Consider the following 20,851-nt stretch of genomic DNA (forward strand, 5'->3'; position numbering starts at 1 on the left):
AGTAGCCACAACACTAGATTAGGTTCAAAAAATTGAGGTAATCGGAACAATTCAACCATACGCTATATCGATAACTCAAATGCAGGATCAACCCAGAAAAGCCAAGACTTCTAGCGAACCCAATCGGAGACAACCCGTAAAAATTAAAGGTAAGCGCGTTGTAACTAATCCGACTCGCAATCCAAGAAAAGTAGATAGCAACCCCATCTCTGTTGCGAATCCGACTCGCAATCCCAAGAAAGCAGATAGCAATCCCATCTCTGTTGCGAATCCGACTCGCAATCCCAAGAAAGTAGATAGCAATCCCATCTCTGTTGAGAATCCAACTCGCAACCCCAGAAAAGTAGATGGCAACACCATCTCTGTTGTTAATCCGGCTCGCAATCCCCGGAAAATAGATAGCAAGCCCAGTTATGGAAACTCGCGACAACGAAATAGCAACTTCTCCCAGCCGTCTGTATCTACACAGCCGACAGAAGAAGATAACGATCTCATCTACGGTCGTCATCCCGTATTGAGTGCATTGCAAAATCAGCGCAATCTCAACCGTCTCTGGATTACTACCCGTCTGCGGTACGATCCCAGCTTTCACCATTTTCTCTTGCAAGCAAAGGAAAATGGCACAGTTATTGATGAGGTTGAACCCAAGCGTTTAGACTATCTCACCAATGGCGCTAATCACCAAGGTGTGGCAGCACAAATTGCTCCCTACGCTTACATGGAATTGCCCGATCTAATTGAGCAATGCAAATCTGTAACCGATGCTGTAATTGTCGTGGCTGACGGAATTACCGATCCCCACAACTTGGGAGCAATTATTCGCACTGCCGAAGCAATAGGCGCTCAAGGATTAGTGATTCCTCAAAGAAGGGCATCTGGGATCACTTCCACTGTAATGAAAGTGGCAGCAGGCGCTTTAGAAAATTTTGCTGTAGCTAGAGTTGTCAACCTCAGCCGTTCCTTAGAAGAATTAAAGGAAGCTGGCTTTTGGATTTACGGCACAGCTGCAAGTGGCAGCGAACCTTTGCATACAGTCAATTTCACTGGCCCAATCGTTTTGGTAATCGGCTCAGAAGGTGAAGGTCTGAGTATGTTGACTCAGCGCTCCTGTGATTTTTTAGTATCGATTCCTCTACAAGGTAAGACTCCCAGCCTGAATGCTTCTGTAGCAGCGGGTATGGCGCTTTATGAGATTTATCGCCAGCGATCGCTAAATACGCTGCACTTAGATAAATTGCAAAAAATCTCTTTGAAAAAATAACAGTAACAGAGTATAAAGAAATGTAAAAGATAATAAAGCAGCATATCGTTTAACACCCTGTAGACGTTTATAAATCGGCGAAAATCATGAAAACCATTTGGCATAACCTCAAGGAAGTGTTAATTAACACATTCGACTACATCGGCTTGGCTTGGTGGGTAGAGATTGTGACACAGAATCCCCGTTGCACGTATTACTTCGGGCCATTTCTAAGTTCTTCTGATGCAACATTAGCAAGCAAAGGATACATAGAAGATTTGGAGCTTGAAGGAGCGCAGGGAATTGTTGTAAATGTCAAGCGCTGCAAACCTAGTAACTTAACAATTGCTGACGACTTGGGGGAAAGATTTGACCGCAAAGTACAGCCTGCCTTTGGCGGTCAAATTTAAGTTAGGCCAGAAAATGAAAAGGATGCTCTGATGCGGGGACGCAAAGACATGGAGACACAGAAAATCCTTTTAGCGGGGGTTATTGCGTCTTTTTCGCTCATCGCGTCACCACATCTTCTCTCTCCATTTCTTCTTCGTTGTCAATAGTCAAAATTTTTTAAATATTTGGACTATTGACTACCAACTACCTGCGGATGTTCTTTCAGCCAACGATCAATATCATTCAGCACCTGCTGGGGAACTTCCCACGGAAAAAGATGGGCGGTGTTGGGATAGCACTGCCACTGAGAATTTTTGAGGTGTTGAGCAGTTTGTAGGCTGGAATCAGATGTGATGTGGCGGTCTTTTTCGCCAGCAAGTACTAAACTAGGACATTGTATTTCTTGTAAATCTAGAAGCCGATTGTATCCTGATTGAATTGCACTATAGAGGGCGCGAGTAGCAGCAGGGGAGGTTTGCAAATAAGCCGGTACTGCTTCCTTGGCGATGTAATTGTAACTGGTAGATGTATGTTGTTGGATTAGGTAGCGAAAAAGCGATCGCTTACCAAAAGTTTCAATATTCCATTGCCAACTCGGTTTTATATAGTTCAATAGCGCAGCAATGCCAGTATATAAATTATCCTGCCAACTGATAGGAGGATGACTGCCACGAGGTTTTGCAGCTGTCGCCACCAAAATCAGCCCAGTAACGCGCTCTGGCAAACGTAATGCCATCTCCATTGCCAGAATGCCTCCAAGTGACCATCCTAATACTAGGCACTTTTCAATCTGCAAACGGTCTAGAAGTGCTTCTAAATCAGTCAAATGGTCATTCATGTCAAAATTGCCGTTGTAGCGACTTTTGCCGTATCCGCGTAAATCAGGGGCAAAAGTTTTGTAGCGTTTTGATAAATGATTGGTAAAAACAGAAAGACTACGACCAGTACCAGGATGACCATGTAAGCCTAAAATTGGGAATCCTTGACCTTGGGTGTAAACATTGAGACGTGCAGCAGTTGTGGTATGGCGATCGCTCATTACTCGCCCTTCTCCTGTCTACCGAACAAATGTTCTAAAATGTGTTGACTTTCAGTTTTCAAGCCTTTAATCTCAGTCACAACTTCTTTCCGTTCAATGACAATCGCTTCAAAGTTACGTACCTTCAACAAGAAATTTACGGTTGAGCTTAGTTGGGCGTAGACGCATTCGGGGAGCGTCTTGTAGAGAAGCGGCTTGTCGCCAGACATCGCGCCTCTATTCGCTTCAGCCCTTTCTGCTGTCCGTTCTACGATTGCCTCAATCCGGTCTAGCCTTTCTGTCATAGTAGTTCCATCTTATTCTTCTAATTGTGTCATAGGCGAACAGCGAAGCGTTTGTTACTACAGGTAAAGCGCTGAGGTTACTACTCGGCATTCCGCTACTATAAGATTTATAAATATTAGAGGTTATACTTACGCAATCCAGATAGTGATAATTTATCTCTGGTAAAAGATTAGACATAAACTGCCGATCGCTCGGTGTATATCATCTACCCAGAATGAAAAATTATGTTTACCTGTAGCGATCGCACAAGCTGAAGTTCTACTGGCTCAACGTTGATATGGGTTGCAACCAGTGCAAAAAGTATTTCAAGATTTATGGCTTGTAACCGCAAATCCATCTTCTGATTCATATTGTCTACCATCTCCTCATGCTAGGGTCGGACAAACAGGAGAGTGTGATGGCTGCGTTTCGACCTACGCGACGACACTTTATTCAAGTATTTGGCGGGACAAGTGTCCTAACTCTCTTTGGCTGCAATCGACGGGAGCAAGAAATGGTGACGCTATATACCTTTGGCGACTCAATTTTAGATTGCGGACGATATAACGAGTTTGGCGTTCATCCAGGGCAACTCCTCGTTCAGAATGACGATCGCCTGTTTCCTAAATTTCAAGGTCAGGATCTGACATCACGCGGGCCTGCTCAATTGGAACATCGTGCGCGTGATGGTGCAACGGTTGATGGGTTGCCTTCTCAGGCTCACCAATTGCGGGTGCAAGGAAGGGCGATCGCACTAATCACTATCGGTGGTAACGATCTCCTGGGGGGATTGATTCAAGATACTGGTGCAGGGATTGCAACTTTTGCTAATACTTTGGACACATTTGTACAGCAGTTGCCAATTCGCCCCGTTGTACTTGGTAATGTGTACGATCCTACCTTTGGAGATGACAGGCGCAACTTTGTAGGGGTTGAGTCGGCGATCGCCCGCAAGAACCTCCAGCGTATGAACACTGCAATTCAAGAAATCGCTAATCGCTATGGGAAATTTGTCGATCTCCACGCCCATTTCCTAAAGGGCGATCCATCCTGGTTCACAGCGACTATCGAGCCAAGCCTGTTGGGTGCATCCGAAGTGCGACGGGCTTTTCTCCCCTATGTTGTCGGTAAATAAAGATATTTTTTCTTGTGTCGATATATAGTTGAGCGTTACCAACCCAATCCTTAATCACAAGCCACTAATGCCAACTGCATCGATCGCAGCTTCCAAGGCGATCGCTACATGAGTCCAATGAGTCCCACCCTGGCAATAAACTACATACGGCTCACGCAAAGGGCCATCTGCTGATAATTCCAAAGTACTCCCTTCAATAAATGTCCCCCCAGCCATAACCACTTGGCTCTCATACCCCGGCATATCATCTGGAATAGGATCTAAGTAGGAACCGATAGGAGAATGCTGTTGTATCGCTTTACAGAAAGCAATTAGCTTTTCAGCAGAACCGAGTTTAATTGCCTGAATTACATCTCCACGGGGAACTAGGGGAGCGGGATTTACTGGATAACCGAGTTTATCAAATACATAACCAGTAAGATAAGTCCCTTTCATCGCCTCTCCTACCATTTGCGGAGCCAGAAATAAACCTTGGAACAGCAGGCGATTTTGGTCAAAAGTAGCACCACCATAACTACCAATACCGGGAGCAGTGAGGCGACAGGCGGATGCTTCAACTAAGTCGGCGCGACCAGCGACATAACCACCAGCGCTGACAATGGTGCCACCAGGATTTTTAATCAATGACCCCGCCATTAAATCAGCACCTACATCTGTGGGTTCCCTGGTTTCAATAAATTCGCCGTAGCAGTTATCTACAAAGCAAACGGTGTTCGGATTTTGCTGTTTGACTAAGTGGACGATTTTTTCAATATCGGCAATTGATAAACTAGGACGCCAAGAATAGCCACAAGAGCGCTGAATTAAGACTAAACGAGTGTTTTCAGCCACACTAGTAGTTAAAGCTTGCCAATCTATAGTTCCTCCTGGGGTTAGCTCCAATTGACGGTAATTTATGCCAAACTCGATAAGAGAGCCTTGACCTTGACCTCGTAAACCAATGACTTCTTCAAGCGTATCGTAAGGAGAACCGACCACTGCTAACATTTCATCTCCAGGACGGAGAACACCAAACAAAGCACAGGCGATCGCATGAGTTCCTGAAACGAACTGCACTCGCACGGCCGCTGCTTCAGCACCCATAACTTCGGCAAAAACTTTATCTAAAGTTTCTCGTCCTAAATCATCATGACCATAGCCACTTACACCAGCGAAGTGGTGTGCGCCTACACGGTGATTACGAAAGGCATCCAGCACTCGTTTTAGATTATGCTTGACCTGAGTGTCAATTCCAGAAAAAATTTCTAATAGTGCATGTTCTGCTTGCCGCAGCTGTTCTAAGCTGTTCATCAGTTCCTCTTTCAAAAAAAAATTATAGATATGCGGATTTTAAGATCGCGCAAACTAGGCTGGAAAATTCAAATTCAGGTTACTGCATGACAATTGCTACTTCAACCAAACCTCAAGTTAACTGGGTTAATACCCTGTTTTTCATTGGACTGCACATCGGCGCTTTATTTGCCTTTGTTCCTGGTAACTTTAGCTGGACGGCAGTTGGTGTGGGTTTCTTGCTGTACTGGATAACAGGTGGTTTAGGAGTTACTCTCGGATTTCACCGCCTTGTTACTCACCGCAGTTTTCAAACTCCCAAGTGGCTAGAGTATCTCCTGGTTTTCTTCGGCACACTCTCGTGTCAAGGAGGTCCAATTGAGTGGGTCGGGACACATCGCATTCATCATTTAAACTCTGATACTGATGCCGATCCCCATGATTCTAATAAAGGCTTCTGGTGGAGCCACATGGATTGGCTGATTCACTATTGTCCCGCTCACGCTGATGTTCCTCGTTTCACCAAAGACATTGCCGAAGACCCAGTTTATCAGTTTTTAGAAAAATATTTCATTTTAATCCAGGTTGCTCTAGGTGTATTGCTTTTGCTTCTGGGTGGCTGGTCATTCGTCGTCTGGGGAATTTTTGTTCGCATTGTCTGGGTTTACCACTGCACTTGGTTGGTGAACAGCGCGACTCATAAATTTGGCTATCGGAGCTATGATTCTGGCGATAGATCGACTAATTGCTGGTGGGTAGCCGTACTAGTTTTCGGTGAAGGCTGGCATAATAACCATCATGCTTTTCAATACTCAGCTCGTCATGGGCTGGAATGGTGGGAAATCGATTTAACCTGGATGACAGTTCAATTGCTACAAGCAGTTGGTCTGGCAACTAATGTGAAGTTGGCCCCAACAAAAGTTAGTTAAGAGTTAGGAGTTAGGATGTGTAGCCTTTTTAACTCATAATTCATCACTTCTAACTCCTAACTTCTCAAAAAGCTATTTACTTACGGGTGCGCTTGTGTCGGTTAGGTTGCTATAATCCGAAGCGCTAATGTGAAGAATTTTTACGGCAAGTTACTTTTTAGTGACTTGGTGGAGGAGTTTGTTGTTTTTTAGGTGTCCATGACTACATCAATAATTAATAGCCAGAAACTAAGTGACGAGCCTAGTAATTCCGACTTCCGGCTCAAAGATATTGTCAAAACCCTGCCACGCGAATGTTTTCAGCAGAACAGTCGCAAAGCTTGGACACAAGTCGTACTAAGTGTCTTGGCAGTGGCCTTGGGCTATTACAGCCTGATTATCACTCCTTGGTTTCTCTTGCCCCTAGCTTGGATTTTTACGGGCACTGCTTTAACAGGTTTTTTTGTAATTGGCCATGATTGCGGTCACAGGTCTTTTGCCAAACGTCGTTGGGTAAATGATTTGGTGGGGCATTTCTTCATGATGCCGTTAATTTACCCCTTTCACAGTTGGCGGATTAAGCATAATTACCACCATACTCATACCAACAAACTGGATGAGGACAACGCTTGGCATCCCATTAGACCAGAAGTGTTTGAAAATTGGGATAAAACCCGACAGTCTGCTTTTGAACTGTTCATGCGTAAACGCTTCTGGTGGGTAGGTTCCATTGGACATTGGGCTGTGGTGCATTTTGATTGGCGAAACTTCAAAACGAAAGACCAATCTAGTATCAAGTTGTCTGTGGCTGTAGTAGTTGCGTTTGCAGCGATCGCTTTCCCGACTCTCATCGCCACAACTGGTATCTGGGGCTTTGTCAAGTTTTGGCTAGTGCCCTGGATGATTTACCATTTTTGGATGAGTACTTTTACTATTGTTCACCATACTGCCGCAGATGTTCCTTTTGCGACAGCGAACAAGTGGAACGAAGCTCTAGCACAGTTATCTGGAACTATTCATTGTGATTATCCGCGTTGGATAGAAATCCTGTGCCACGATATCAATGTTCATGTTCCTCATCATATTTCCACTGCGATTCCTTCTTATAATTTGCGGCTAGCTTACAGCAGCATCAAAGAAAATTGGGAGCCTTATCTACATGATGAGTGTCAGTTTTCTTGGCCTTTAATGAAGCAAATTACAGACCAATGTCAACTATACACAACTGATGTTGGCTATAAGACTTTCGACGAACATTATACAGAGCAATAAATAGCACTGTGACTACACTCACGCTCTTGAACTCAACGAGAGCGTTTATTATGCTGTGTTTAAATAGAATTTGGCGACTTTTTACTAACTAAAAATTGTTAGGTAAATTGCCAAAAATTATCTTCTTTGGTGTTAGCGATCGCTAGTTTCGTGGGCATCCTAGAGGTGAGATTATCTTGTCTCAAATAAAGTTCCGATTTATATCCAACAAAAGAATCCAGTGCAATCAAATCTCGTCACGTTCAATAATCCTACTGGCTACGAAACGTCTGAGGATTCCACTAAATTACCTTTCACTCTTCAAGATTTAAAAGCTGCAATCCCCGCTGAATGCTTTCAGCCCAATGTAACAAAATCACTTTTTTACTTTTTTCGTGACATTCTGATTATCGGTCTGCTTTATGCAGTAGCTAATTACCTGGATTCTTGGCTTTTCTTTCCGATTTTCTGGCTAATGCAAGGAACGATGTTTTGGGCTTTGTTTGTAGTCGGGCATGACTGCGGACACCAATCTTTTTCTAAGCAAAAGTGGCTCAATGATTTGATTGGACATCTTTCTCACACACCAATACTTGTTCCTTATCATGGTTGGCGGATCAGCCATAGAACCCATCACAAAAATACTGGCAATATCGATAACGATGAAAGCTGGTATCCTGTAAGCGAATCACAATATAAGGAGATGCCTTTAGCCCAAAAGATAGGCAGATATTATGTTTTTCTCTTGGCTTATCCTGTGTATCTGTTTAAGCGTTCTCCTAATAAAGAAGGCTCCCACTTTATGCCCAGCAGTTCGCTTTTCAAACCATCGGAAAAATGGGATGTCATCACTAGTACTGTACTTTTGATTGGCATGGTAGGTTTGCTCGGCTTCCTCACCTACCAATGGGGTTGGATGTGGTTGCTGAAATATTATGCCGTGCCCTACCTTGTATTCATAATTTGGCTAGATTTGGTGACATTTTTGCACCACACTGAGCCAGAGCTTCCCTGGTATCGTGGAGAAGATTGGACTTTCTTAAAAGGCGCAATTTCTAGTATTGACCGTGATTATGGTTTGGTTAATCATATCCATCACGATATTGGTACTCATGTTGCTCACCATATATTCCTTAACATCCCTCACTACAATTTGCTGAAGGCAACTGAAGCAATAAAACCAGTGATGGGTGAGTATTTCCACAAATCAGAAGAACCAATTTGGAAGTCATTATGGCGTTCATGTGTCAGCTGCCATTTTGTACCTGATAGTGGTAGTAGGGTTTACTACACATCCAACAACAAGTTAGCTAAAGACTAGAGCCAATTTCAAAAGCCCTCTCCCAACCTTGGGAGAGGGCTTTTGATTCATAGAAGAAGTCTAATAACTTAAGCTGGCTTGCTTTTGATGTTGTTCGCCATGATGGTTACAGCCATCCTAATGATGATGGTGATGATGACCAGGGCCGTGGGAGCAGTTTTGCAAATCTTGCTTCATCAGCTTGTCGCTGATTTCTTGCAAGGATTCATCCACAGCTTGTAAGCCAATCCAAGTATCAATCTTTTGGACATCAAATCCTACCTCACGGCGATCGCCTACTTCTAACAAAGGACGGCGAATTAAAAGTGGCTCTTTCAGCATCAACGTCAAGGCGGTTTGGGCATCGATTTTTTCAGGAACCACCTCACCAGATTTTATCTTGGGAGCGGAAAGATTAAACCATTCGGCTACGGGGCGATCGCCAAAAAATGAACGCAACCGCTCAACTGTCCAAGATTCTGTTAGCAGATTGCATGGTATCACTTCATGACCGGCAGCTGTAAGCAAAACTTTTTGCTTAGTACCACCTTTACAGCCTGGTTTGCTATAGAAAATTACTCTTGCCATTTAACTACCTCTTAGTAGAATACGATTCGTTTGTAGGGACGCAATACTTGTCGGGTTTTGGGGAAAAGGGGAAGGGGAAAGAAAAAACCTTTAACCTTTACCCTTTAACCTTTTCCCCAAACCCAATGTCGAGTTAAAAATACTTAACCGAGCAGTATTGTGTAGGGACGCGCGGCTATGCGCCCCTACTGCGTGGTGCTAAAAGTTTTTAGCACTATACTTAATCGGGTCAAACTCAAATCTCTCATTCGGATCGGTTTCGCCGTAGATATTAAAAGTCACAGTTGGTTCATCACCCACTGCTTCTACACAGTGAATTGCATCCGGAGTAAAGCTAATAATATCTCCTGGAAATAGAGTTACCTCTCCCGTCTGTTCAATTTTGTCCTGAAATTCGGGGCTATTAGTGCGTCGCCAAAAAGTATTTTTTTCCTGACCTTTTAACACCGCAACTATTCCCCATGTCCCATGATTATGAATGTTCGATCGGGTTCCCGGTGTAAATGTTACTGTTTGCACAGTTAAGGGAAAACCCAATTCATCGTATAGGAGTAAAACAGAGGTTCCCGTTTTGGGCGAAGGCTCTAAATTTTGACTTCGTACCCAGTAGGAATTTACTATCAAGCGCCTTACGAGCATCCGAATTTCTGGCAGACAACTGACTTCATCATTCCCACTATTGAGAACATCTTCCACCTCAGTTAAAAACCGATAAAGGCGGTAATTTTCTCTCAATAAATCCCATGCCCTTACAGATTTACAGGCTTGATACTGACCATCCCCCGTTAGCAGCCAATCTCTACCTTTCATAACTTTTAAATTGATAACGGAGAAGATTGGACGATCAGAATCGGAGAGACATTAGGAATATTACCTACAGGAAGTTTAGTAGGTATCGTGATAGGAGGAAAGATAGAGTTACTATCAGTAGCTGCTCCTAATAGGGAGTAAGAGGAATACGATCTGGTAGATAACCAATTGTTCATGATTTTTCACAAAAAGGGCATTCATTGGGCATTGGACATCCCTTCTCTGCGAGACGCTGTGCGTTAGCGGAGCTTTCGCTTTAGCGATACGCTCAGGGCAAGTGGGCATTGGTTATTTTACAGACGCGATTAATCGCGTCTCTACCGACCCCGACTCTTTCTTGTCGAGAAGTGCATTGACTAATTAATCATCTTCTTCTGCTGGACGTGTCAAAATATCCAGGAGAATCCCGGCACCAAAATCTTGCTTTTCGTCTATCTCTTTGACTTTGGTACTGATTTCTTTTGCTTGCTCAATTTCTCCTAAGTTTGCTAGTACTAATCCAGAAGCAGCATAAGCATTTAAGTACAATCGAATTTGTGGTTCTTCTTTGCGACTGACTAATATCGGCTTAAGTTGCTCCCAGTCATCAGGAAATTTCTCTATTTCTTTAATTTTATCTAATAATTTGATTGTTGTTTGTAGTGCAAGCGAATAATTATTTTTATAATAGAAAAATCTATATGCTGCTATCAATACATCTGTATTTTCACCAGTTTTGGCTAAAGCTTGTTGAATATATTTTTCTGATTCTGATGTGTTATCCCAGTTTTGTGCAGCTAAAATTAATAAGTTTTTAATGTCCTCTGGAACCTGGAACCATGAGAATTGGTTTGTATTAGCTTGCATAATGAATTCCTGGAGAGTTAGGAGTTAGGAGTTAGGAGTTAGGAGTTATGAGTTAGAAGTTGTGAATTACGAGTTAGAAGTTATAAATTCTTAACTCTTGACTTCTGGCTCCTCACTCCTAACTTTTGTTAAAACAAAGTGAGAATGTACACCAAAGTGAATAATACAATCCAAATAATGTCTACGAAGTGCCAGTAAATTTCTGTCATTTCGATGAAAGTATGATTGGTTGCAGAATATTCACCGGGAAGACGCGATCGCCACAATGCACGTAATATCAATAACAGTCCTACAAAAACGTGCAAACCGTGGAACCCTGTCATGATATAAAAGCAGTTGGCGAAGACGTTGGTAGTCAGTCCGTATCCTAATGTTGAATACTCATAAACCTGACCACCCAAGAAAATTGCCCCCATGATTGCAGTAATTGCGTACCACAGTTGCATTCCCTTGAGGTTATTCTTTTTAATCGCCGTATCACCAAAGTGAATGACGAAACTACTAGACACCAGGATAATGGTGTTAATTGTCGGTACAAGTAGTTCTACTTCGCTTCCTTCTGGAGGCCAAACTGCTGTAGTACCTCGAAAAAACAAATAGGTGGCAAAAAATCCTCCAAACATCAGGGATTCAGAAGCGAGGAACGTTAACAATCCCCAAACTCTTAAATCTGGATGTTCTTCGTGTCCTGCACTGCGATCTTCGCTTGTGGTTGTAGCTATAGTCATAGATTTTTTGACAATACGATCTACTCTGTCTGTTGTGGAAGCTTGAATGAAGAATGAACTCTGAGGCGGCAAAATTTCCATTCTTTATCCAAAATCGAATGGCACTAAGAAAAGCTGAAAGCCCGTCTGGGCAGGGTGTAGGGTGTAGGGTGTAGGAAAAATCAAGAGAAGTAAATATGAGTGTGGACACAAATAAATTTCTTCCTCACTACACCCGACACCAAAAGCCTAATAGATATTAGGTTTGCCGTTATCAAGCGTGCCATTCATCCAAAATCCTTGTTTAGCCAAACTCTTGACTTGTTCAGGAATTTTGAAAATTCCGAGTTTTGTGTTCTGAATTCGGGCGTCCGTTTATTGAATTCGGGCGTCCGTTTATTGAATTCGGGCGTTCGTTTATTGAATTCGGGCGTTCGTTTATTGAATTCGGGCGTTCGTTTATTGAATTCGGGCGTTCGTTTATTGAATTCGGGCGTTCGTTTATTGAATTCGGGCGTCCGTTTTCTGAATTCGGGCGTTCGTTTATTGAATTCGGGCGTTTGTGTTCCAAGCTTGAAGTTTCAGGTTCCAAGCTTGGAGTTTCGAGTTTTCAAATCTAATGACTAGAAGTTTCAGTGACTTTAAGTGCGATCGCATTACTCACTCTACTACCTAAGCATTAGCTTCCGGCGTTGCAGATGGCTGTATTTCCAGAGTGTTATCATGACCGTAGTCATAAGGGCCATGAGTCACAACCGGCAACACTTCCCAGTTTTCAATTGCAGGTGGTGAACTAGTTGTCCATTCTAAAGTCAAAGCTTGCCAAGGATTATCACCAGCCAAAGGCCCTTTCAGCCAACTGTAGATCATGTTGATGGTGAAAGGAATTACCGATATCGCCAAAACAAATGAACCAAAGGTACAAATTTGATTGAGGTCGATAAATTGGGGGTCATACATTGCCACTCGTCGCGGCATTCCTTTTAAACCCAACTCGTGCATGGGTAAAAAGGTCAGATTAGTACCGATGAAAGTAAGGGCAAAGTGAATGCGTGCCAAGCTTTCATTCAGCATTCGTCCGGTCATTTTGGGGAACCAGTGATAAATGCCGGCGTAGATGCCAAACACGGAACCGCCAAACAGAACGTAATGGAAATGTCCAACTACATAATATGTGTCGTGGACGTGAACATCAAAGGGGGCTGTTCCCATCGTCACACCACTTAAGCCGCCCATGACAAACATGGACAACAAGCCAATGGCGAAAAGCATCGCACCTGTGAACCGGATTTTACCACCCCAAAGGGTAGCAACCCAGGCAAAAATCTTCACGCCAGTGGGAACTGCAACTATAAGAGTGGAGATAGTGAAGAACATCCGCATCCAACCGGGTGTGCCACTGGTGAACATGTGGTGTACCCAGACGAACAAACCGACAACGCAGATGGCTACACTAGAATAAGCGATCGCTTTATAACCAAAAATTGGCTTGCGGGAGTGAACTGGAATTACCTCCGACATGATGCCGAAGATGGGCAGAATCATTAAATATACTGCCGGGTGAGAATAAAACCAGAATAAGTGTTGATAAATTACAACGTTACCGCCTGCATCTGGTTTGAAGAAGGAAGTACCAAAGTTGAGGTCGAACAACAGCAGAACTAAACCGGCTGCTAATACAGGTGTGGAGAGAAGCGCCAGCAGGGAGGTTGCCAAGATTGCCCAGCAAAATAGGGGCACTTGATCCCATTTCATGCTAGGAACCTTCATCATCAAAATGGTGATTACAAAGTTGAGCGAACCCAAAATTGAAGAAGTTCCCACCAAAACGATCGCAAGTATCCACATAGTTTGAGCGATTGGTGCTGTCACCAAGCTCAAAGGTGGATAAGCTGTCCAACCCGATTGGGAACCGCCAAAAATGAAACTACCTAAAATGAGCGCACCTGCTGGTGGATTTAACCAAAAGGCGATCGCGTTCAGCTTCGGGAAAGCCATATCCCTAGCACCGACCATCAACGGCACTAAATAGTTACCAAATCCGCCAATAGCGCTAGGAACAATCCACAGGAAGATCATAATCGTCCCGTGATTGGTCATGAAAGCGTTATACAGATTGGGGTCGAGTACGTCTGCATCTGGTGTTGCTAATTCGACACGCAGAGCAACAGCCATCAGTCCGCCGATGAGATAAAACACAAACGCCGTCACCAGGTATTGGATACCAATAACTTTGTGATCGACATTAAATGTAAAATAGTCCTGCCATTTCCACGCCTTCGGATGAGAGGTGTGGCCAGCCACCATTTCCGGTTTTTTTTCTTCTGGTGGAGTATTCCGTGGAAATTCTACCTGTGTCATATTTTTGTCCTTTGTCCTTTGTCCTTTGTCATTTGTCTTTTGTCTGCTGTCTTTTGTCCGTTGTCATTTGTCAGTTACTAATGACCAATGACCAATACTTCGACTACGCTCAGTACAAGTGACTAATGACTCATGACTACTGACTCTAAAGTTGCTGCACTAATTCCCATCTCATGGGTGTGGGGCGCGAGAAACTCTGATGTTGATAAGTCGGCTGGATTAACTGCAACGACTTGATTTAGGTTTTGTTGTTGAGCAATCTGGTTTTCTGTCCGCCAGCTATCATATTCTTCTGGTGTGTGGACAATTACCTGTGTCCGCATTGAACCGTGATAACCACCGCACAACTCAGCACAAACTACGGGATATGTACCTGGTTTGGTGGCAACAAATCGTAGTTCAGTTGGAATACCGGGAAGTGCATCTTGTTTCAAGCGGAAGTTTGGTACCCAGAATGAATGAATTACATCTTGTGCTGAAAGGTTGAGTTGCACATCAGCACCAACGGGTATATGCAATTCCCCAGAGGTGATGCCACTATCAGGGTAATTAAATAACCAAGCGTATTGTATCCCTTTGACATCAACAACTAAATCGGCTGGTTTGTCTAGGGTTTGAGGAGACGCGCCAATACCGATTGTTGGGGCTATTGCTGGGGCAGTTGTTGCTTCAGAGGTGTCGCTGAGTGTAGCAGCAAGAGCAGTTCCCGACTTATGAGCAACATGAGCTGCTGAATGAGGATGACCCGCAGGCTCAAAGCCGCCCATTCGGTTAAAAACATCTACGCTGTAGATGCCCAAGCAGAGGACAATCACTGTTGGGATTGCTGTCCAAAAGATTTCTAAGGGAACGTTGCCTTCTACTCGGACGCCATCGCTATCATCACCGCGACGGCGACGAAACTGAATCAAAAAAAGTACAATTGTTCCTTCTACCACTAAAAAGAGTGCGATCGCAATGGTAAACATAACGTTGAAAAAACCGTCTACCAAAGGCGCTTGTAACGATGCTTGCACCGGCATCAAAGTGTGATTCTGACCAATCCAAATACTGATTGCTGTAACTACTATCCCAGCAACCAGAGTCCATAGTGAAACAGGAACTTGTTGCATACATGCTACCTGTGTAAACAGTCTTTAAAGGTACGATTTTCTGGTATTAGGTATTTAGGCACTGGGCATTATTATCTATTCCCCATTCCCCATTCCCCATTCCCTTTTCACTTATTAACTTTCTAACGTGCAGCCATAAAAAATGGGGGAAACTTCCAGATTTTTTCCATATCTTTCCCCCATAAACTTACAAATTATATTTCAACTCCTATGAAAAAGGTAGCCCCCTGCTCCCAGAAAAGCTAGTTGTTCCAAGAGGGCACTGTTAGACCTAATATTGATTAGGCTATATTAGCAGCAAGTTTAAATTTGTTAATAACTGACATTTTGCGATTTACGGATTTGTTTACCGTGAACTTTTTATTAGTTCCAGTAAGTATTGAGTATTCCCCTCAAGTTACCTTGCCTAGCGCATTCGCGCTTTATTCAAACAGTGCCTCCTTCGACGAACAACAATTTTGACTAACTTCAAAAACCTTAGTTGTTTAATGCAACGTGGGTGTAGCAATTCTTGGGGCAAATCCGCGAACATGCTTCACAACCAATACAGTTATCTGGAGAAGTAACTGCCATTACTTTCCGTTCAATTTCTTCATCATCTTCATCTTCTACAAATTCGCCTTCTTCATTGAGTGCCTTCAAACCAAGCACATTGTATCCGCATACTTTAACGCATCTGCCACAGCCGATACATTTGTCCTTGTCGATTTCCTGAGCAAATTTTGGTGTCCAAGCCTTACCGCCAAATGTCAAACCTGTTAGTTGTGCCATGAATAAATCCTCAGCAATTTTGCCTGTCAATCTGTTGGTGCATTAATCATCATATTATCCTAATCTTTTATTGTTTTGTATTCAAAATTTACTTTTACCACATCAATTTTCGATGACTTTGAACACAATGCTGAATTGTTTTTTATGTCAATTTCTAGATAAAATTTATTGCAAATAATTCTTATGAATATTTAGTATTCTTCATTTACATGCTCTACATGGAAATGCATTCATTGACCCTCTGACTCAATGTCTGACTAGAGGCAGCAGCCCACGATCGCCAATTTCCATATAGAGAAGAAGTAAAAAGTTGAGGATTTGAAACCTATACAGGTGAGTAAAGCCTCATGTATATGTAGTTTATACCTGCCGATTTAACTATTATTTACAGCAAATGCAACTATATCTATAAGAGTAATGATATTTTTTTTCAAATATTTATAGACTTGGGCAAACAAATTTACATAAACAGTATATATGTATACCAAAATAAATGTTCGCTATTGACATTTTGATATATGCAATATGTATTTTAGAAAGCAACAATTTTCAATTTAGTTTGATTTAAATATTTAGATAAATGATGACAAAAGGAATATTTTTATTTCATCTGAATACACATAATTAATTTATAAAGGAACTGTAAAGTTTATGGCAGAATACGATCGTGCCTTAAATATTAAAATTATTAACAAATCAGAGGAAGCTCAAGTATAGGAGGCTCGAAGATTTACGAAAAATATTTTATGTAAGGTTTTATCGTCAAAGCTCAAATGTTCATTAAGTACTAGCTTAAATAAATGTTAAGATTTTTTTCTAAGCTCAATCCGAACAAATTAATCATTTTGATCGTGAAATGTATAGTTAATAAGAAGTTTTATTAGGCTATTTTTTAAGCTTTAAATAGCTTGTAGTTGGATACGAATTTAACAAGTGGATGTGGGAAGTGAATGTGGTGAGAAAAGATTATTCTCACTAGAAATATCGTGTGGTAGCGAGTCATGAATAAACAGGACTCATCCAGGGGGAGACCTGAACCAGACATCTCAACGATTAGAGTGGGAAAAGAGCCAAATGCCTTATACAATTCCTAACAACAGTTGCGTTGGATGTGACAACTGCCGCCCCCAATGTCCTACGGGTGCAATCAGAATAGAGGACAATGAATACTGGGTCGATCCTGGTCTTTGTAATAATTGTGAGGGCTATTATTCAGAACCGCAATGTGTAATAGCTTGTCCAACTAATTCTCCGATTCCTTGGCAGGCGAAAAAGGGAAGATGCAAAGTTGAACCAAGAGATGCTAGCAGCTTAGACTTATTTTCTAATGGCAAGAATAATCCATTTGCTTCAGCGATCGCAATTTGGGAAGCTTGTAATGTATTAGCGCAGCGCACATCCCTACATTGGGAAACCGATGAAGAAGGGTACATCAGTTACAGCCGACAAGTCAATCAAGGACGAGGTGCGATCGCTTTTCACATCCAAGATCCCTTCAAAGTGAACGACAAGGCCACAGATATAGCAGCAATTGAGGGGCTTGACATCAGAGCCGCTTGCATACATCTGATTTTTGCAGCTTACGCTACAGCCTTAGATCAACCTTGGGAGCAAGAATTTGCGATCGATGAGCGCCAAATCGAGAAATATTTGGGGATGGAGAAACGCAAAGACTTAAGCAAAGCTGCCAAGCTAGCTTTAATGAAAAATATCGTTCAGCAAGCTTGCTCCCTGATTATCTCCATTGACTGGCCCCAACAAGGCCGAATTAACGGATTCTCTCTTGTCGGCAGCCGCTTATGGCACTTAGTAGATATTCAGCACCACTTTCAAGAAGACAATCTCGGATGCAAATATCTGATTGGGCTAACTTTTAAAGTCAAAGCAGGCTTATGGGCGCAATATTTCTTAAACAAACAAGCATGTAAAGAGCGAACCGCATTCTATCAATACGGCAGTCTTCCCAAAACACTGCTAACCACAGTCATGAGCATTTGGCAGCAACATGAAGGCGCAGTTCGACTAATGCTGTGGTTGCTGTTTAAAACCAAGATGGGCAAAGAACAACGCATTACCATTCCTACCTTGCTGCGTATTGCTTACGGTGAAGAAAAAGTCGCCCTTGCATCCAGACAACGGGAAGAACGCAAACGTCTGCTGCGAACCTTTGAAAGCGATTTAGAAATTCTCAATCACTATGGAATGAAACCACTTTTCGATCCAGTTACTTACCCACCAGAAATTCAACCTTTGTGGGCGAAATTAATCGATCTTCCCGAAGATCCAGATGAAGCATTAGAGTTTTGGACTAATGACGGTGGTGCTGAAACTCGCCTCACAGACACAGGGCCCCGTGGTAAATGGAATCTGCTAATGAATGCGCGGATTTTGGCTTTTGAACTCCCGCCAGAATGGGAACAGCAAATCTCAGAATCGGAAAAAAAGAAAACAAGAACTGCTAAAGCCAAAAAGAAGCCCAAAACTACAAACGATTTGCTAGGCGAACAGATTTTGCAGGCGCGAAAAAATTTAAATCTTTCCCAAAGAGAATTGGCGAAACTTACAGGTAAAAGCCAAAGCTGGATTCGAGATATCGAGAATGGTCGTTTAAAAGTCAAATTAGAAGACCAAGTACTATTACGAAAAGTCTTAAATATGGCTTCATCTTGATTCAATATTTGGAATTTAAACACAGAGAGATGCAGAGATTTTATTACGAATCTCTATACCGTTATCCTAAATACAGTATTTAATTAATTCGTAGCGAACTAAACTTAGCAATACTCTGCGTTACTCTGCGCTTCCCTTGGCGTCCCTCTGCGTTTAAAAACTCTCTCTCTACTTCTGTGTACTATAACTCATTACCTTACTAGAGGTAATCCAAAAACTACCGACAGCATATTTAGTAACTACCAACTCTCGTGTAGCATTGCATGAACTCTTCAGTTGTTGAGTCTTCGTTTCATCTTTCACAAGTTTAGCCTGGTAAGTATAGAGAGAACCACAAGGTTGTTCAAAACTAAGTTCAGCTAAAATAGTACTATTGTCTAAACTTTGCTCTAAAATTTTGCCTGCAACTTTGTAATTAAACCAATCCCATCCTTTACAGAGGATTAACTCTCTTTCCAAAACCTGAAGTGCAGCAGGCAGAATTCCCCAGCCTCGATAGACTTGATGTAAACATTGAATATCACCAGTACGAGTCAAAATCGATCTAAATGAATCTCGATCGAGACGACCATAGTATCTTCCTTCTGGCAAGTCTATAACTGTTGGTGCAAACCGATGTCCACCAAAGTGCGATGATTTCCAAATTCGCACATTATCTAAGCACAAATCAGCATTATTCGCTGTTATTTGGAAGTAAAAAGGAGCGCCATATCTCGCACAACACTTATCATGGCTGCCGTGAGTACAAACTAAAATATCTCTAGTTGTACTAGTTTCTACTTCCAAATTAGAATCGATACCCCGTATCCATTTTTGGACAACCCCTGCTACTTGCTCAATATTTGCTAGCTGAAACTCCTGCTTATGGTATCCATTACTTAGTCCCTCTTTTTTTTGATAAATCAAAAGCGTAGTGTGATTTACCTTGTGTGATAAATTATTAGCAATTAGGAGAAATCTAATCGGCAGTTTCGCACGCTTCACTTCTTCTACCAAAATCCTCAAATTCTGAGGCACCCACTTGGAGTTAAAGGCTTCTGATGTCCAAGGTAAAGGACATTCAACTAAAATATAAGTTTGATAATTGGTGGCACTACCAATAACATCTTCTCCTACTTGCCGCGAATCATCAGAACAAAAAAAAGTATTCATCTCGCTGTACTCATTAGCATATTTTATGGACAAAAGGTATTACAAAATACAATTGTGTTCTTAACTACAATATCCTTGGTTCAAGGAGATAAAAAAGAACAATATTTATTTCCCAGTTAAAACTAGGTAGCCACTTTATAACATCATTATCGATTGAGGTCTTCCCGGTTAATAAATTCTCCACAATAAAGATAAACAGTGTCAAGAGATATTTTTCCGTATGAGTGGCGTTAATTTTGTATCTAGTTTTATTGTTATTTGGTATTTAATAAATTTTTATTAGCGGAAACTCAGTTTTTCTGAATTTGGTCTCTTTAGCAAAATCAAATATATTAAACCTAGTACATAGACACAAAGCGACTTGGAGAGTTACCGACGATTAACTTGCTTACAATATTGATGTAGCTGATAGTACAATCAAAAATGTTTCTAGCAGCAACCTAGTTGTTTAAAGTTTTGCTGAAATTATTTACATAGCTAGTTACATATCCTGTTTTTACATATAAAGATATAATTTTGTGCCGATCATCTGAAAAATATATTCCTAAAGCTAGATGCGGAAATATTTAACAAACAGTCCTAACTTTAGTAAGCCAATACTGTTTTAAGACTTCTTCCACACTATTTGCTTTCAATTTATCTATCGAATTATTTATATTGCAAATAATTCTCAATAGTTTGAGAAAATAAAAAAAGTCAAATTAGGGGTAAATGCTTTACTTTCCCATACTCCATTTGCGATAAGTTAATAATTAAAAGTAGTGACTAATTATTAGCAGTGTCACTGACATTAACATTAACAAATTTGCTATTTAGCATTTTACCTAATCTAACTTCCCGAAGCTTGTGTCAGGGTTTGATGATAGGCATCTGCTTTGACTGTAACTGAAGTCAATAAGAAATGCAAGTTTTTAAGATTCTTTATGACTTCTTTACAGTTTGTTGCTTCTTGGACATTGCTTAAATCAAGGTGAACAGGCATTTCATAGTAAAAATAGCCTACTACAACAAGCATTCAGAGTTTGAATATAATAGATA

At 41.8% G+C, this 20,851-nt stretch carries 21 protein-coding genes; 8 read left to right on the forward strand and 13 right to left on the reverse strand.

Translation table 11 applies throughout. From position 1 onward, the window contains the following. Nucleotides 1-79: 79 nt before the first annotated feature. A complete protein-coding gene (rlmB, locus tag AC1F2U_RS08210) occupies nucleotides 80-1,261 on the forward strand; it encodes a 23S rRNA (guanosine(2251)-2'-O)-methyltransferase RlmB (protein WP_480260654.1) in 1,182 nt (393 codons plus the stop codon). Between the two features lie 86 nt (nucleotides 1,262-1,347). Beyond that, nucleotides 1,348-1,650 carry a DUF1816 domain-containing protein gene (locus AC1F2U_RS08215; protein ID WP_480260655.1) on the forward strand — a complete coding sequence of 101 codons (303 nt, stop codon included), beginning with the start codon at nucleotides 1,348-1,350 and terminating at the stop codon, nucleotides 1,648-1,650. A gap of 170 nt (nucleotides 1,651-1,820) precedes the next feature. Here the strand turns inward: AC1F2U_RS08215 and AC1F2U_RS08220 are convergent, their stop codons facing one another. The 3 genes from AC1F2U_RS08220 to AC1F2U_RS08230 form a co-directional block, all read right to left on the reverse strand. Then, on the reverse strand, nucleotides 1,821-2,669 hold the full coding sequence (locus AC1F2U_RS08220; RefSeq protein WP_480260656.1) for an alpha/beta fold hydrolase: 849 nt from the start codon (nucleotides 2,667-2,669) through the stop codon (nucleotides 1,821-1,823). Beyond that, entirely contained in the window at nucleotides 2,669-2,953 is a 285-nt protein-coding gene (locus AC1F2U_RS08225) for a hypothetical protein (RefSeq protein ID WP_480260657.1), read from the reverse strand. The genes AC1F2U_RS08220 and AC1F2U_RS08225 overlap by 1 nt, the downstream gene beginning before the upstream one ends. A gap of 206 nt (nucleotides 2,954-3,159) precedes the next feature. Next, a complete protein-coding gene (locus AC1F2U_RS08230) occupies nucleotides 3,160-3,303 on the reverse strand; it encodes a hypothetical protein (RefSeq protein WP_480260658.1) in 144 nt (47 codons plus the stop codon). Nucleotides 3,304-3,351: 48 nt separating this feature from the next. Here AC1F2U_RS08230 and AC1F2U_RS08235 point away from each other — a divergent pair, with 48 nt between their 5' ends. Beyond that, nucleotides 3,352-4,068: an SGNH/GDSL hydrolase family protein gene (locus AC1F2U_RS08235; RefSeq protein ID WP_480260659.1), complete on the forward strand. Its 717-nt coding sequence runs from the start codon at nucleotides 3,352-3,354 to the stop codon at nucleotides 4,066-4,068. A gap of 54 nt (nucleotides 4,069-4,122) precedes the next feature. Here the strand turns inward: AC1F2U_RS08235 and AC1F2U_RS08240 are convergent, their stop codons facing one another. Beyond that, a complete protein-coding gene (locus AC1F2U_RS08240) occupies nucleotides 4,123-5,358 on the reverse strand; it encodes a methionine gamma-lyase family protein (RefSeq protein WP_480260660.1) in 1,236 nt (411 codons plus the stop codon). 86 nt (nucleotides 5,359-5,444) lie between these two features. Here AC1F2U_RS08240 and AC1F2U_RS08245 point away from each other — a divergent pair, with 86 nt between their 5' ends. The 3 genes from AC1F2U_RS08245 to AC1F2U_RS08255 all read left to right on the forward strand — a co-directional run bounded on the left by AC1F2U_RS08245 (nucleotide 5,445) and on the right by AC1F2U_RS08255 (nucleotide 8,817). Next, entirely contained in the window at nucleotides 5,445-6,266 is an 822-nt protein-coding gene (locus AC1F2U_RS08245) for an acyl-CoA desaturase (RefSeq protein ID WP_480260661.1), read from the forward strand. Nucleotides 6,267-6,464: 198 nt separating this feature from the next. Continuing rightward, nucleotides 6,465-7,517 carry a fatty acid desaturase gene (locus tag AC1F2U_RS08250; RefSeq protein WP_480260662.1) on the forward strand — a complete coding sequence of 351 codons (1,053 nt, stop codon included), beginning with the start codon at nucleotides 6,465-6,467 and terminating at the stop codon, nucleotides 7,515-7,517. Between the two features lie 220 nt (nucleotides 7,518-7,737). Then, nucleotides 7,738-8,817 (forward strand): fatty acid desaturase, encoded by a 1,080-nt coding sequence (locus AC1F2U_RS08255; protein WP_480260663.1) that lies wholly within the window; start codon nucleotides 7,738-7,740, stop codon nucleotides 8,815-8,817. 117 nt (nucleotides 8,818-8,934) lie between these two features. Here the strand turns inward: AC1F2U_RS08255 and AC1F2U_RS08260 are convergent, their stop codons facing one another. From AC1F2U_RS08260 to AC1F2U_RS08275, 4 genes are all read right to left on the reverse strand, one after another. Beyond that, nucleotides 8,935-9,384, reverse strand: coding sequence for an ArsC/Spx/MgsR family protein (locus AC1F2U_RS08260; RefSeq protein WP_480260664.1), 450 nt, complete (start codon nucleotides 9,382-9,384; stop codon nucleotides 8,935-8,937). A 198-nt stretch (nucleotides 9,385-9,582) separates the two neighbouring features. Further along, entirely contained in the window at nucleotides 9,583-10,194 is a 612-nt protein-coding gene (locus AC1F2U_RS08265) for a cysteine dioxygenase family protein (RefSeq protein ID WP_480260665.1), read from the reverse strand. A gap of 360 nt (nucleotides 10,195-10,554) precedes the next feature. After that, on the reverse strand, nucleotides 10,555-11,040 hold the full coding sequence (locus tag AC1F2U_RS08270) for a hypothetical protein (protein ID WP_480260666.1): 486 nt from the start codon (nucleotides 11,038-11,040) through the stop codon (nucleotides 10,555-10,557). Nucleotides 11,041-11,168: 128 nt separating this feature from the next. Then, nucleotides 11,169-11,768, reverse strand: a complete 600-nt coding sequence (locus AC1F2U_RS08275; RefSeq protein WP_334838857.1) for a cytochrome c oxidase subunit 3 — start codon at nucleotides 11,766-11,768, stop codon at nucleotides 11,169-11,171. Between the two features lie 329 nt (nucleotides 11,769-12,097). Between AC1F2U_RS08275 and AC1F2U_RS08280 the strand changes: the two genes are divergently transcribed. Beyond that, entirely contained in the window at nucleotides 12,098-12,367 is a 270-nt protein-coding gene (locus tag AC1F2U_RS08280; protein ID WP_480260667.1) for a hypothetical protein, read from the forward strand. 52 nt (nucleotides 12,368-12,419) lie between these two features. On the opposite strand, the gene ctaD is transcribed toward AC1F2U_RS08280, so the two are convergent. The 3 genes from ctaD to fdxB form a co-directional block, all read right to left on the reverse strand. Beyond that, nucleotides 12,420-14,108 carry a cytochrome c oxidase subunit I gene (ctaD, locus tag AC1F2U_RS08285; protein ID WP_480260668.1) on the reverse strand — a complete coding sequence of 563 codons (1,689 nt, stop codon included), beginning with the start codon at nucleotides 14,106-14,108 and terminating at the stop codon, nucleotides 12,420-12,422. A 122-nt stretch (nucleotides 14,109-14,230) separates the two neighbouring features. Continuing rightward, nucleotides 14,231-15,220 carry a cytochrome c oxidase subunit II gene (locus tag AC1F2U_RS08290; protein ID WP_480260669.1) on the reverse strand — a complete coding sequence of 330 codons (990 nt, stop codon included), beginning with the start codon at nucleotides 15,218-15,220 and terminating at the stop codon, nucleotides 14,231-14,233. Nucleotides 15,221-15,697: 477 nt separating this feature from the next. Further along, nucleotides 15,698-15,991 (reverse strand): ferredoxin III, nif-specific, encoded by a 294-nt coding sequence (gene fdxB, locus AC1F2U_RS08295; RefSeq protein ID WP_334956926.1) that lies wholly within the window; start codon nucleotides 15,989-15,991, stop codon nucleotides 15,698-15,700. Nucleotides 15,992-17,065: 1,074 nt separating this feature from the next. On the opposite strand from fdxB, the gene AC1F2U_RS08300 reads away from it, so the two are divergent. Beyond that, complete coding sequence (locus tag AC1F2U_RS08300; RefSeq protein ID WP_480260670.1) at nucleotides 17,066-18,661, forward strand: helix-turn-helix domain-containing protein; 1,596 nt, start codon at nucleotides 17,066-17,068, stop codon at nucleotides 18,659-18,661. A gap of 168 nt (nucleotides 18,662-18,829) precedes the next feature. Here the strand turns inward: AC1F2U_RS08300 and AC1F2U_RS08305 are convergent, their stop codons facing one another. Together AC1F2U_RS08305 and AC1F2U_RS08310 are read right to left on the reverse strand one after the other, a co-directional pair. Further along, complete coding sequence (locus tag AC1F2U_RS08305) at nucleotides 18,830-19,813, reverse strand: sucrase ferredoxin (RefSeq protein ID WP_480260671.1); 984 nt, start codon at nucleotides 19,811-19,813, stop codon at nucleotides 18,830-18,832. A gap of 829 nt (nucleotides 19,814-20,642) precedes the next feature. Continuing rightward, complete coding sequence (locus tag AC1F2U_RS08310) at nucleotides 20,643-20,828, reverse strand: hypothetical protein (RefSeq protein WP_480260672.1); 186 nt, start codon at nucleotides 20,826-20,828, stop codon at nucleotides 20,643-20,645. Between the last annotated feature and the right edge of the window lie 23 nt (nucleotides 20,829-20,851).

The organism is Nostoc sp. LEGE 12454 (assembly GCF_056620565.1).

Coding starts and splice junctions, on each gene's coding strand:
- rlmB (WP_480260654.1), top strand. CDS start 80: ATGCAGGATCAACCCAGAAAAGCCAAGACTTCTAGCGAACCCAATCGG.
- AC1F2U_RS08215 (WP_480260655.1), top strand. CDS start 1,348: ATGAAAACCATTTGGCATAACCTCAAGGAAGTGTTAATTAACACATTC.
- AC1F2U_RS08220 (WP_480260656.1), bottom strand. CDS start 2,669: ATGAGCGATCGCCATACCACAACTGCTGCACGTCTCAATGTTTACACC.
- AC1F2U_RS08225 (WP_480260657.1), bottom strand. CDS start 2,953: ATGACAGAAAGGCTAGACCGGATTGAGGCAATCGTAGAACGGACAGCA.
- AC1F2U_RS08230 (WP_480260658.1), bottom strand. CDS start 3,303: ATGAATCAGAAGATGGATTTGCGGTTACAAGCCATAAATCTTGAAATA.
- AC1F2U_RS08235 (WP_480260659.1), top strand. CDS start 3,352: ATGGCTGCGTTTCGACCTACGCGACGACACTTTATTCAAGTATTTGGC.
- AC1F2U_RS08240 (WP_480260660.1), bottom strand. CDS start 5,358: ATGAACAGCTTAGAACAGCTGCGGCAAGCAGAACATGCACTATTAGAA.
- AC1F2U_RS08245 (WP_480260661.1), top strand. CDS start 5,445: ATGACAATTGCTACTTCAACCAAACCTCAAGTTAACTGGGTTAATACC.
- AC1F2U_RS08250 (WP_480260662.1), top strand. CDS start 6,465: ATGACTACATCAATAATTAATAGCCAGAAACTAAGTGACGAGCCTAGT.
- AC1F2U_RS08260 (WP_480260664.1), bottom strand. CDS start 9,384: ATGGCAAGAGTAATTTTCTATAGCAAACCAGGCTGTAAAGGTGGTACT.
- AC1F2U_RS08265 (WP_480260665.1), bottom strand. CDS start 10,194: ATGAAAGGTAGAGATTGGCTGCTAACGGGGGATGGTCAGTATCAAGCC.
- AC1F2U_RS08270 (WP_480260666.1), bottom strand. CDS start 11,040: ATGCAAGCTAATACAAACCAATTCTCATGGTTCCAGGTTCCAGAGGAC.
- AC1F2U_RS08275 (WP_334838857.1), bottom strand. CDS start 11,768: ATGACTATAGCTACAACCACAAGCGAAGATCGCAGTGCAGGACACGAA.
- ctaD (WP_480260668.1), bottom strand. CDS start 14,108: ATGACACAGGTAGAATTTCCACGGAATACTCCACCAGAAGAAAAAAAA.
- AC1F2U_RS08290 (WP_480260669.1), bottom strand. CDS start 15,220: ATGCAACAAGTTCCTGTTTCACTATGGACTCTGGTTGCTGGGATAGTA.
- fdxB (WP_334956926.1), bottom strand. CDS start 15,991: ATGGCACAACTAACAGGTTTGACATTTGGCGGTAAGGCTTGGACACCA.
- AC1F2U_RS08300 (WP_480260670.1), top strand. CDS start 17,066: ATGCCTTATACAATTCCTAACAACAGTTGCGTTGGATGTGACAACTGC.
- AC1F2U_RS08305 (WP_480260671.1), bottom strand. CDS start 19,813: ATGAATACTTTTTTTTGTTCTGATGATTCGCGGCAAGTAGGAGAAGAT.
- AC1F2U_RS08310 (WP_480260672.1), bottom strand. CDS start 20,828: ATGCTTGTTGTAGTAGGCTATTTTTACTATGAAATGCCTGTTCACCTT.